Annotated in this window: 7 protein-coding genes; 5 read left to right on the forward strand and 2 right to left on the reverse strand. The window is 44.7% G+C overall.

All coding sequences use genetic code 11. The annotated features are described in order from the left end of the window. Positions 1 to 343 precede the first annotated feature (343 nt). The 5 genes from MCG46_RS00565 to MCG46_RS00585 all read left to right on the forward strand — a co-directional run bounded on the left by MCG46_RS00565 (position 344) and on the right by MCG46_RS00585 (position 5,940). Complete coding sequence (locus MCG46_RS00565) at positions 344 to 1,567, forward strand: tetratricopeptide repeat protein (protein WP_240276640.1); 1,224 nt, start codon at positions 344 to 346, stop codon at positions 1,565 to 1,567. 477 nt (positions 1,568 to 2,044) lie between these two features. Beyond that, positions 2,045 to 3,412 (forward strand): bifunctional UDP-N-acetylglucosamine diphosphorylase/glucosamine-1-phosphate N-acetyltransferase GlmU, encoded by a 1,368-nt coding sequence (glmU, locus tag MCG46_RS00570; RefSeq protein WP_240276641.1) that lies wholly within the window; start codon positions 2,045 to 2,047, stop codon positions 3,410 to 3,412. An 11-nt stretch (positions 3,413 to 3,423) separates the two neighbouring features. After that, positions 3,424 to 4,380: a ribose-phosphate diphosphokinase gene (locus MCG46_RS00575; protein ID WP_240276642.1), complete on the forward strand. Its 957-nt coding sequence runs from the start codon at positions 3,424 to 3,426 to the stop codon at positions 4,378 to 4,380. Positions 4,381 to 4,616: 236 nt separating this feature from the next. Next, a complete protein-coding gene (locus MCG46_RS00580) occupies positions 4,617 to 5,156 on the forward strand; it encodes a hypothetical protein (protein WP_240276645.1) in 540 nt (179 codons plus the stop codon). A 160-nt stretch (positions 5,157 to 5,316) separates the two neighbouring features. Further along, the gene (locus tag MCG46_RS00585) at positions 5,317 to 5,940 is read left to right on the forward strand and encodes a DUF4230 domain-containing protein (RefSeq protein ID WP_020226100.1); all 624 of its coding nucleotides are present in this window, start codon (positions 5,317 to 5,319) and stop codon (positions 5,938 to 5,940) included. Positions 5,941 to 6,165: 225 nt separating this feature from the next. Here MCG46_RS00585 and MCG46_RS00590 read toward each other — a convergent pair whose 3' ends face one another. Both MCG46_RS00590 and MCG46_RS00595 read right to left on the reverse strand, forming a co-directional pair. Continuing rightward, on the reverse strand, positions 6,166 to 9,396 hold the full coding sequence (locus MCG46_RS00590) for a UvrD-helicase domain-containing protein (RefSeq protein ID WP_240276647.1): 3,231 nt from the start codon (positions 9,394 to 9,396) through the stop codon (positions 6,166 to 6,168). Further along, the gene (locus MCG46_RS00595) at positions 9,377 to 12,043 is read right to left on the reverse strand and encodes a PD-(D/E)XK nuclease family protein (RefSeq protein WP_240276650.1); all 2,667 of its coding nucleotides are present in this window, start codon (positions 12,041 to 12,043) and stop codon (positions 9,377 to 9,379) included. Before MCG46_RS00595 ends, MCG46_RS00590 begins: the two co-directional genes overlap by 20 nt. Positions 12,044 to 12,064: the final 21 nt, after the last annotated feature.

Raw genomic sequence — 12,064 nt, forward strand, 5'->3', positions numbered from 1 at the left:
AAATATCTTTGTGAAACCTATGAACATGATGAAATTGGATAATTTGTCGACAGTCGATTATACTGAAAATTACGAAATAGAAATATACTCAGGAGGTTGTAATTTCTGCGAAGATTGAGATAAAACAAGATTAACTATAATAGTTTCAAATAAACTATATAATTATCATTCGTAATTAAGTCTAACAAAGAAAATGGTAACAATAACCCTTTTCTTTGTTTTTATTTACATTTCCTTTAAAGTATGATATATCAAATTTATAATGATGAATTCATATAAAAAGATACATCGAATGTAACTGCTAATATAACAACGGCTTTACAGAGGACTGGAAAGGATTAAAATGGATAAGGATTATTCAACAAAAGAGATAAGTTTAGCATTAAAAACTTTGCAATTGTACTTTGAAAGCTCTAATCATCAAATCTGTGAAAATTCCAATATATCAATGGACAAATATTATCGTTTAATCAATGGTTATGATAAATTGGGAAAACAAAGCTTGAAGAAAATTTTAGCCTGTTATTTAGTTGGGGAAAAGGAATTTTTCTCTAATTCTAATGAAATACACATACTTTATAATAAGTTTGTCGATAGCTATATCTTTGCGGATAATGATGAAATGAAACAGGTTGTGCAAAAACTCATTGAGAATGAGGAAGTTTTTGAAAGCTCAATCACGTTTTATATTGTTATATTGCTTAATTATGCACAAAAAGTTAGAAAATACGAAGACACAGCAAGAGAAAGAAAGATTATATTAAAAATTTATTCACTATTGAATGACAATGATAAAGCATTCTTTAATTTGTTTTATTCTTTAGAGCTAAGAAGAATACATAAACTGGATGAAGCGGGTTTTCGTATAGAAGAATCTTTGGGAAATTGCACTAATAAACTTCGAAGTATGCTTGTCTATCATAAAATTATCATTAAATTAAAACAAAACAGCCTAGCTCATATTCAAAACGACTTCGATATCTGCAAGAAGCAATTTCTTTATGACCAAAATTTTAATCGCTATTTAGAAATTATATGCCATGAAGCAATTTATTATGTGAAGATATTTCAATATGATATGGCCATTGAAATTTTTAAAACAGCGCGGAATACGGCTGAAAGAGAAGAAAATAGCAGACTGAAAAATCTCATCAATGACAATCTTGTCTGGGTTTATATTTTGAAAAAGGATTATCAGCAAGCTTTGAATTATGTTGATGAGTCTTTTACTAATGATATAGCTTGTTTTCACAAAGGTTATCTATATCACAAGTTAGGAAATATTCAAAAGTCAGATAGATATATTCAAATGGCACTTTCTCGCAACCTAAATAATCGCACAGTTCTTATAAAACTGATTCGTTATGTTTCGATTTTAAATGCTGGAAATGAACGAAAGATTTTAAATTATTTAGAATCACTGGAGAAACTTCTACTGAATGGGAAAAAATATGATGTTGAAGATTTAATCTTTGTATACAATGAAGTGATTGATTTCTACGAAACGAAAGAAAAATATAAAGAGGCAACGGAATATTATCATAAGCTAATAAAAATTATATGTTAAGCAATGAACTATCTGCATAGGTAGTAAGCAATTAATTATAGAAATGATTAAGACGGGTGAGAAAAAGCCGCTGATCTAAAACGGAAGTTAGTAAATCTAAAAGAAGCTTATTCTTCAGATTCTCCAGGTGAATGAGCTTTTTCAGCGAGATTCATGAAATCAATCTCACAAGAAAAGTCAGTGTTCAGAGAATGAAAAGCAGGTGGATCCGGAATCAAGAAAGAAGGATTCTGTGATCTACATGAAGAAACATCATGGTTTCAACGACTGGATGATCGGATTTCTGTAACGTCAAACAAAAAGGAAGAGGATGATGGAAATTCGATGTAAGCCCCTTCATTGAAGCGCTGGAGTCAGGGAATCTCCTGACTTTTCAAAAAAGGATGTAAAAAACAGGAAAACACGGGAAAAAAGATCACTTTAGGCTTTTTTTAAAGGTCGAGTTTGGGTAAAATAGACTATGGAGGACGATGGAGAATGAAATCTGCGATTATTATGGCGGCAGGTAAAGGGACGCGTATGCATTCCGAACTGCCGAAGGTTATGCATCCGGTCTGCCAGAAGCCGATGTTGGGACATATTCTTGACAATCTGAAAAAGATTCAGGTAGACAAGATTGTGACGGTAGTCGGTTTTGGCCACGAACAAGTGGAAGCGGCAATGAGCGGACAGACGGAGTTTGTGCTTCAATCCCCACAGTTGGGAACGGGTCATGCCGTGATGCAGGCGGCGCCGATTCTAAGCCAGGCAGAAGGAAAAACCCTAGTCGTCAATGGGGATTGTCCCTGCATTCAAAGTTCAACTTATCAGGGAATGCTGGACGCCCTGGATCAGTGCGGCATGGTCGTTTTGACCGCAGTGCTGGACGATCCGAAACAGTACGGCCGAATTGTCCGTAATTCCGAAGGGTTAATTGAAAAGATCGTCGAATTCAAAGACTGTACGGAAGAACAGCGGAAAATCTCGGAAATCAATACCGGCATCTATTGTTTTGACAATCAGGCTCTGTTTGAGCATCTCAAGGAAATCCGCAACGACAATGCCCAGCAGGAGTATTATATTACGGATTTAGTTGAAATCTTGAACCGGCACGGACTCGGTGTCAAAGCCAAGATTGTGGAAGACAGCTTTGAAGCCAGCGGCGTCAACGACAAGAAGGAACTGGCGCAGGCAACCCGCTGGATGCAGAAGCGGATCAATGAACATTGGATGGAGGAAGGGGTCACGCTGATCAATCCAGACAGCACGTATATTGGACCGGATGTCATTCTGGGCAAAGACGTCACTTTGTATCCGAACGTCTATCTGGAAGGCAATACCGTGATTCATGACGGGACGACAATCCTTCCGCAGTCGTTTCTGGTTAACGCCGTGATCGGAAAGAACTGCACGGTTGACAGCTCGCGCATTACCGACAGTATTATCCATGACGAAGTGAAGATCGGACCTTACGCTCATCTGCGCATGAACTGCGAAGTAGACAGTAAGAATCGAATCGGAAATTTTGTCGAGTTTAAAAACACCAAGTTTGGCTTTGACAGCCGCTGTGCTCATCTGACCTATCTGGGTGACAGCGAAGTGGGCTCCAAGGTGAACATTGGCTGCGGCGTCATCACCGTCAATTATGACGGAAAAAACAAGTTCCATACTGTGATCAAAGACGGAGCCTTTATTGGCAGCAACGTCAATTTAATTGCACCGGTGACGGTCGGAGAAAATGCCGTCGTTGCCGCAGGATCAACTGCGACCAAGGATGTGCCGGACGGGGATATGGCAATTGGCCGCGTACGCCAGAAAAACAAGCCGGGTTATGGTCTTATCTACAAAAATAAAGAGAAAAAATAAAAGGAGAAAACATGATCGAGAATGCAATTGTCTTCGCACTGTCCAGCAGTGTTGAACTGGCTCAGGAAATCGTTGAATACCTGGGCTTACCGATGGGAAAGATTTCTGTTAAGCATTTTGCGGATGGGGAAATTATGGTTGAACCGGAAGAAACCGTTCGCGGCCGTTCCGTATATATCGTTCAGTCGACTTGTTCGCCGGTCTCGGATCGCTTGATGGAAGTGCTGATTGCGATTGATGCCTGCAAGCGTGCCAGCGCAGGTGAAATCACAGTCATTATGCCGTACTACGGATATGCGCGTCAGGACCGCAAGGCCCGCGCACGTCAGCCGATCACGGCAAAATTGGTTGCGGATCTGCTTCAGACAGCCGGTGCTGACCGTGTTGTTACGATTGATCTGCATGCTACGCAGATTCAGGGTTTCTTCAATATTCCAATTGATGATTTAAGTGCTGTGGCGATGATCGGCCAGTATTTCCGTTCCAAGAGTCTGGATAATGTTGTGGTTGTTTCTCCGGATCATGGCGGAACAACGCGTGCCCGCCGTTTGGCTGACTGCCTGAACGCACCGATGGCCATTATTGACAAACGCCGTCCGAAACCGAATGTCGCTGAAGCGATGAATGTCATTGGTGAGGTTGAAGGCAAGACTGCGATCATCGTTGATGATATGGCAGATACATGCGGTACGTTAATTGCCGGCGTTAATATTCTGAAAGAAAAGGGCGCAAAAGAAATTTATTTCGCCTGCACTCATGGCCTGTTAAGCGGCCCTGCGATTGAACGGATTGAGAATTCCTATATTAAGGAAATGGTCATTACCAATACGATTCCGTTAAGTGAAGAAAAGAAACAAGGCACGGATAAGATCACATTATTATCTGTCGGCTACATGCTGGCGAAGACGATTGAAGCGATTCAACTGAAAAATCCAGTCAGCGCTGTTTACGATCTGTTTAACGACTAATTTACACTCCACTCTTTAACAAAAGGAACGCTCATTGCCGGGTGTTCCTTTTTATTAAATGAGAGAATAAAGGCATTATTATTCACAAATTGGGAAAACGCAATATCTTGTTGAAAGTTATTGCAGAGATAAAATTTCCATAGAGGAATGAAACACTGTAATAAAATTTATGCTATACTAAAAATAGATTAAATGCTTTTTATTGAAGTAGAGTACTTTAAAAGGGTGGATAATACATGAATTCTGTCATAAAAAACTGTAGTAAAGCTATGAAAGAATTTGTAATTCTAATTTTAAGTTTCCTTGTTTTATATGGATGTTCATCTGCTAATCCGGAAAAATATGAAACCGTGCAAAATGAGGAAATACCGTTGACCATTCATGATACGATACTCTATGAGGAAACGAGTGAAAAGATTTTTACAATTACGAAACTCAAGGATAAAAGAAAAATTATTGATGAGATGGTATTGCATCAAAATGGTACTGAGATTCAACCGGAAGATCTCTTCCTTTTGTCCATGGGGCGTATTCTTCGCTTTGTTTCACAGGAAAGAGATCTTGTAATGATATATTACGATCAAGGCACATACGACTATATAATCTATTTCTACGGGCAAAGTGATCCGGATAAAATAACAGCGCAGTATGATTTCAATATAGCTGATAAAATTTTAAGATTTGATGACCCGCATGGAAAAGATTCTAGCTTGGAAATCATAAATTATCTGCGCAAGGTATATTCCAAAGAAATTGTTATATCAGGACTGGAATGAAGTTTAATTCAGGAACGCTCTCAGCCGGGTGTTCCTTTTCCTATGGCTTTATTGACATTCTAACAATTTCATTACCTTTCTGCTTGATTGACGACGGTTCCGGACAAACATGGTATAATGAAAACGACAAAATTCGACACCGTGGAGCGGGAGGAAAATCATGAGTAAAAAACAGAATCAGTCAATCATTCGGAAGATGATCAGCATTACAATCATTGCATTAATATTAGGCGCAGTTTGCTTTTTAGGCGGTGTCCTGTTAGCCCAGCGCACCCATTCTGGGAAAACTGTGATTACCAGCGATACGCTGTTCCAGCAGCTGCGGTCTGTCAGTCAGCTGACAACGGTAGAATATCATTATACCAATATGGGGAAGTTTGAGAAAAACGCGGATCTTAATGGCTGGACGATCCCGCTGACCAAGGCCAGCTTCATCCTAGCTTATGATGGTAAAATCACAGCTGGAGTTCGTCTGGATGACGTCAAGATTGATGTCGCTCAGACGACGATTACGATCACACTGCCCGCCGCGGAGATATTAAGTCATGAAGTGGATGAATCCAGTATTGAAGTGTATGATGAGTCCAATAACATCTTTAATCCGATCAGTATTTCTGATTATGCCGCTTTTTCCAAACAACAAAAAGAAGTGATGGAAAATAAAGTGATTGAAGGCGGATTGCTTCTGCAGGCGCGGCAGAAAGCAGGCGAGGTGATCAGTCAGTTATTGACGACGGCCAATCCGGAATATACAATTGTCGTGCAAGAAGCAAAATCGGAATAGCTCATTTGAAAAAGAATTGCTTTTCGTCCAAGCAGAACAAAAATGTTATGCTGCAATAAAAAATCTCTGATCTTCTCCATACAGGAGAACAAGCAGAGATTTTTTGTTTTGTTCCAATTTGTCAGAAAGTGCGTTAATCTGTTCTGCTAGATTCATTCATAACGATTAGAATGAAATGTGAAAACAGGTGGTGCTAAGTCGTTTTTTAGAACTAACAAAGTAAAACTAAGCAGCCGCTAGTTCTGTTTCCGGCGTCATTTCAATAAATTGATCAAGATCGAAAGAATACAGATAGGTCTGGATCTGCTTTTCTGGGTACATTTGATGTAAACAGCGCTGATAAATAGAAATCTGCCGGGCATACAGTGTCTTTAGCTGATCGACCTGAGCATGACGATCACTCTTGAAATCAATGAGAATTACACGGGATTCGTCCTGGGCAACATAGTCCATCTGGCCATGAATCAATTCATTGCCGGAAAGTACCGCGAAGGAGAGTTCTTTCTCTACGTTCATTCTCTGACATTGTTGAAATAAGGACTGTCGGCTCAGTTGAAGCAGAAGCCGAATGTCGGATAATCTGATTTCAGGAAGAAGTCGGCGGATCAGATCTTCCGTCCACTCCTCAGTGGGCAATAATTCTACGGCTTCATGCAGCTGAATGCCGCGCTGAGCTGGCCGGATTGCCGTTCGATTTGGAAACAGCGCGGGAATATAGGCTGTTTGTTCGGTTTCCGAGGGTGTCAGTGTGATGGGCAGCGGTTTTTCTTCCGTGTAGCGCGGCATTGCCACAATGGATGGGCGGCGGCGCTGCAGCTGCTGGACTTCCCAGCGGTCTTCGATCATGCGAACTTTCCAGAAAGCAGCCTGGCTTTGACACATCGCGGATAGAATTAAATCGGTGGTGCCTTTCCGCTCCAGCAGGGTGTTCATCGTAATCGGTTTTTGCGGCAGATCCCCTTTGACCGTATCGACAAGAATCATTTGATTCTGGGCCCGCGTTAATGCGACATAAAGAATCCGGATGTTTTCTTCCAATTCTTCCAAAGTGATTTTGTATTCAATGGCTTGTCGAATGGCGGTAGGACGCTTAAAACGCCACGGCAGTTCCAAAGCCGGAAGTCCAATACCCAGATCGGCGTCGGCGATGCAGGTTTCCTTTTTATCCATGATGTCGATGCGGCTGCTTGCCCAGTAAAAGACAACCGGAAACTGCAGACCCTTGGATTGATGAATTGTCATGACCTTCACAACGTCATCTTCATTCCCTACAGGAATGGCTTCTGAGGTTTTTTCTTCGCTGACCTGTTCAATCATGCCCAGAAATCCAGTCAGAGAATCAGAATGCTCTTGGCTGTATTGTTCCGCTTTCTGGCGCAGTAAATCACAGTTGGTGCGTTGCTGTGCCGTGCAGTGTTCTTCATAAAAATGATGAATCTGAAACATTGCGTCAAGCAGGGCGCACAGACCCTGTTTCTGCACAAGGTCATTCAGTCGCTGGCGGTCAGCGACGAGCGGGTGGTGCATTTCCTTTAATACATCAAACAAAGGCTGACGTCCGCGCTTCATTGCCAGCTCAGCCAGTTCTTCATCATTCATCTGATAAAAATCTGAAGATAAAACCGCGGTCAGCGATAAATTGTCAGTGGGATTGATCAGGATTCTAAACCAGGAAAGCAGGATCTGCATCGCTTCCGATTGGAAGAAACCAGCCTTGGCATCAATGTAATAGGGAATGCCGGCCTGCTCAAAAGCCTGCTTTAAATGCGTTTTGACTGCATGGGAGCGCACGAGAACCACATAGTCTTTCCAGTGCCGGAAGTCTGAGGTTTCATGCATCGTTAGAATCTGTTGGGCGATGTACTGAGCTTTGATCTGATTGGCAGCGAGATTCTCCGTTCCCTCATCCTGTTCTTTCAGTGCTTTCACCATTAAAGCATGGAATTCAACAGGATAGTTATCCTGCTTCTGTGCCGGAGCTCCGGTTTTAACACAGTCATGATCAGTATATTGATCAGAACAGCCGGGAATGTTCATCAGCCGCAGAAACAGGTCGTTGTTGAAATCCACGATCATCTGTTTGGAACGATAGTTGCTGGAAAGGTGGATAAAACAGTTCTCCGGACGCGGGTCGTTCATCAAATCGCGCATGATCTGAGGCTTTCCGCCGCGGAAACGATAGATTGACTGCTTGACGTCGCCGACGCGGAAGACATTGGCACCACGGGAAATTAAGCCGATAATCGCATTCTGAAGATCGTTGGAATCCTGGAACTCATCGACCATGATTTCATCAAACCGTTCACGGTAGCGTTGTGCGGCCAACCCCTTTTCTGCGGTTAAGATCTGGTAGGCGAAATGCTCCATATCATCAAAATCGATGCCTTCCTGCGCTTCTTTAAGCTGGGCATAGTAAGTCAGATAGTCCAGCGTCAGCGCAGTCAGCGGCTTGAGTACTTCGTAGGTCAGTGCCAGATCCGAAAGCAGCGTTTCCTCGGAATAGGTGCGGCTGACAAGATCTTTCGAGAGGGCGTTGAGCTGCTTGCGCAGATTGTTGAATTCCAGCGCATCTTTCAACGTGCTGATTTTCGTCTGGATCGCACCGAAAAGGGCACGGCGGTATTCGCGGTAATCTGCGTTTTTTGCCGCCTGAATCGCGGGAGTCAGTTTTCCCAGAAACAGTAAAACTTCATTCGCCTGCTTCGCTTGATCCGGATAAGTGTCAAACAGAAGCCGCTGCATCTGAACCGCACAGTCTTCCAGACGGCCGGCTTCCACCGCGCAGCTTTCAAAGAAGATTTCCTTCAGCGGAGAAGGCAGCTGATCAAGCCGGGCAATTGGGGTATAGGCTTCGGCCGCAGCCTGAATCCAGGCTTGGGGATCCTGAGATCCGCTGGCTTTGGCGGCAATCGCCAGAACCGCTTTCTTTAATTCTGATATGTCCTCGCTGCGGCTGGAAAAATACTGCAGCAGCGTTGTAAATTGTTGCGGATCCTGCCGCATGTGATTGCGGCAAGCCTGAGTGAAAGCTTCCTCTTTCATCTGCGCGACCGCCGCATCGTCAAAAATATGCTGGATACGGGCCGGATTTAATCCGATCAGCGCATAGTCGGCCTTAATGACAGACAAACAGAAGGAATGGATGGTGCTGATATGGGCGCTCTGCAGAAGGATCAGCTGCTGCCGGCAGTATTGGGCTTCCGCTTCGCTCAGATCTGGTTCCTGCAGCTTGTCGTTCAGGCTTTGAAGCAGACGTTTTTTCATTTCACTGGCGGCGGCCTCCGTAAAGGTCATCGCAACAATGCGGTCGATACTGATGTGATCTTGAAGCATTCGTTTCATCAAACGGGCGACCAAAACGGTTGTTTTGCCGGCTCCGGCAGAAGCCGAAACGAGGATGTTATGATCGGTCGTATGAATCGCTTTCAGCTGCTCCTCACTCCATTGAATTGCCATCGGAAGCCTCCTTTCCTTCATCAATCCCAACCCACGGCACTGGCTTTTTCGGCGCTTTCCGCAGGCGGCAGATCGGTTTAAAATCACAGAACAGACAAGCGCCCTCGACCGGGTCTAATTCAATCCGGCCGCTGCAGAGCTGCTCAACTAAGTGCTGATACAACTCTAAAATCAGGGCTTCGACATTCTCGAAATCCTTGAGACTGCGGACTTTAACCTGTCCGTCTTTGCAGGTTAGCCCCTGAACATGGGTTCCATCATAATCCAAGCCCTGGCATTCCTTCATCGTCCAGCCTTTGAGCTGATGACTGCTCTGCAGCTCGCTCATCCATTCATCGCGGTCTATTTCCTCAATTTCCATCCGCCGGCCGTTCAACGAAGCTTCGCTGACCGGAATTGTTTCATTTTTCAGTGAACAGTAATAGGCTCCAACAGGGCTTAAATTCAGCTTGCGTACAGCGATGATCAGGTATGTCAGCAGCTGCAGCTGCAGGCCGGCTTTTACTTTTGTTTCGCTGAGTGTTTTGGCGGAGCTTTTGTAATCGAGAATCCGCAGATCATCCAAACAGGTGTCAATGCGGTCGATAATGCCTTTTAATCGGACAAGAATACCGTTGCTTTCAATCAAATCTTCCTCAAAACGGAACTCCTGATATACCGGCTGAAATGAGGTGTTTTCCTCCATGTCGGCTAAGGATTCCAGCAGTTGTTTCAGGTTCAGCTGCATCCGCCGCTGAATCTGGTCAATTTCTGCCTGCTGATCTGGAAACAGATCATTCAGCTGGTGAAAATAGGGGCCCAGAATCGCGGCTATTTCCTCCTCACTGATCTTGGCGTAATTCTTACCCCAGGTTTGAATGCTTTGTTCCAGCAGGGCATGCTGGATCGTGCCGGTAATCGCAGCGTCCACAGTGGTCAGACTGCCTTTGGACAGCCGCAGTCCGCTTTTTAAAAAATAAGCATACGGACATTGGAAATAAGTTTCAAAGGAGGAAATACTGCCGCGCAGCACGTTGTCAGGCGCAAACAGGCGGCGGGCTGTCTCCGGAGAAAGCTGATGATGCTGATCCGCGTAAACCTCGTTCTGGGTTAATGGCCACAGCACAGCGGAGCAAGCAGCACGCTGTTCAATTTCAAAAGCGACATCCCAGCTTTTTCCCTCATAGTTGCCAGTGGCGTAAGAAAAGATCAAACAGTATGAGGCACTGGTGTAAATCCATTCCAGCTGGCTGGTGTAATGATCATAACGTTCAGCCTGGGAAGGCATCGATGTATTTTTGAGGTAGTCTTCATCAAAGATACCTGTGCAGGCGATATTTCCCGGGAAACTATTCTGATCTGCACCGAAGAGAATCGCCAGCGGCCGGCAGGGCAGCGGGTGTTTCAGATCCGTCAGCGCAATCCTACCGTCAACTTCTTCACTGACCTCCAATTGCTTCTGATCCAGCAGCGCCATCAACATATCCACAGCTTCCGGCTGACCGAGTAAATCCCAGCAATCTTCCAGTGTCGTTTTTAAATTTAATAAAGCGCGGCGTTCCAACTCATCATTTAAGCAAGGCTGCTGGCGCAGCAGTTCATAACAGCGGTTCAGCTTTTCGCTTAGCGGTACCTCTTCCAATAACGGAAGCAGCCAGGGCAGAAGCTGTTCGTGAACATGCTGCGCCTGTGCTTCCATTCGCAAGAGATTTTCTTTTTCAATTGTATTCAGCAGCGTGTTGGTTTCCAGCGCCTGCTGAACGTGAGTAAAGACCGGTTCCCGCAGATCGTTCATGTCGAAAACAAATTGTGTCAGATACTGAACATACGCTTCGGAAATAAACACCGGATAAGCTTTTAACTGCAGCGTAGTCAAAACCGCATCGACAGAAGGCGTGCGCGTCAAGGCGACAAGGGCGCTGAAGCAGCGCAGGATTTTAGACGGCTTGGAGTAAGAAACCTGAGCCGCCGGCAACTGGTAACGGTTCAAAACAGAGCGAACCAGGCTTCCGTCACGCTGACTGTCACACAGGATGATCATCACGTCCTCCGGCTTCCACTGTTCACGCAGTAAAAACTGGGCTACGCCTTCGGCCTCCTGACGGGAATTCAGAGCTTTGTAAAAGGCTGTGCGCGGCTGACCTTTCTTCAGCGGACAGATACGCAGACCACGCTGCTGCAAGGCATCGAGAAGGCGCTGCTGGTGCAGATCCTCCACCCAGCCCGGCGTACACTCGGCAGAACTGAAATCCTGGGTCTGCGCCGCCGCCAGAAAACGGACTTCCTGAAAATGCGAAAACGGCAGATCGTCGATCAACGTCAGCAGCTGCTTTAATTCACGCTGACCTTCAGTCTGTTCCGGCAACTCCTGCAGCGACAGACCGTAGTCCTGCATAAGCCGGTGAAAGGCGATTAGCTGGCGGTGAAAATCCGGATAACGGACCATTTTGCGATAGATTCGGCATTCCTTTTCAGCAGCCTGGATCCGCATTGACGCAATCAGGCTGTCGCGCGTTTCATTTTCATTTTCCAAAGCCTGACTGCGGATCAGACCCGACAGCGTGCCTGCCGCATAATGCGTCAGAAACTGCCCGTTCTGTTCCCTGATTTTTGCTTTGATCAGCAAGCTGTGCAGGTATCCCGGTGCCAGCAAATTCGGTATTTTCATGATGATCGCCTCCGCTGTTTT

Source organism: Holdemania massiliensis (assembly GCF_022440805.1).
Lineage (GTDB): Bacteria > Bacillota_I > Bacilli_A > Erysipelotrichales > Erysipelotrichaceae > Holdemania > Holdemania massiliensis_A.

Excerpts from the sequence above, each read along its gene's own strand:
- MCG46_RS00585 (WP_020226100.1), top strand. The coding sequence starts at position 5,317 with ATGAGTAAAAAACAGAATCAGTCAATCATTCGGAAGATGATCAGCATT.
- MCG46_RS00575 (WP_240276642.1), top strand. The coding sequence starts at position 3,424 with ATGATCGAGAATGCAATTGTCTTCGCACTGTCCAGCAGTGTTGAACTG.
- MCG46_RS00580 (WP_240276645.1), top strand. The coding sequence starts at position 4,617 with ATGAATTCTGTCATAAAAAACTGTAGTAAAGCTATGAAAGAATTTGTA.
- MCG46_RS00595 (WP_240276650.1), bottom strand. The coding sequence starts at position 12,043 with ATGAAAATACCGAATTTGCTGGCACCGGGATACCTGCACAGCTTGCTG.
- MCG46_RS00565 (WP_240276640.1), top strand. The coding sequence starts at position 344 with ATGGATAAGGATTATTCAACAAAAGAGATAAGTTTAGCATTAAAAACT.
- glmU (WP_240276641.1), top strand. The coding sequence starts at position 2,045 with ATGAAATCTGCGATTATTATGGCGGCAGGTAAAGGGACGCGTATGCAT.
- MCG46_RS00590 (WP_240276647.1), bottom strand. The coding sequence starts at position 9,396 with ATGGCAATTCAATGGAGTGAGGAGCAGCTGAAAGCGATTCATACGACC.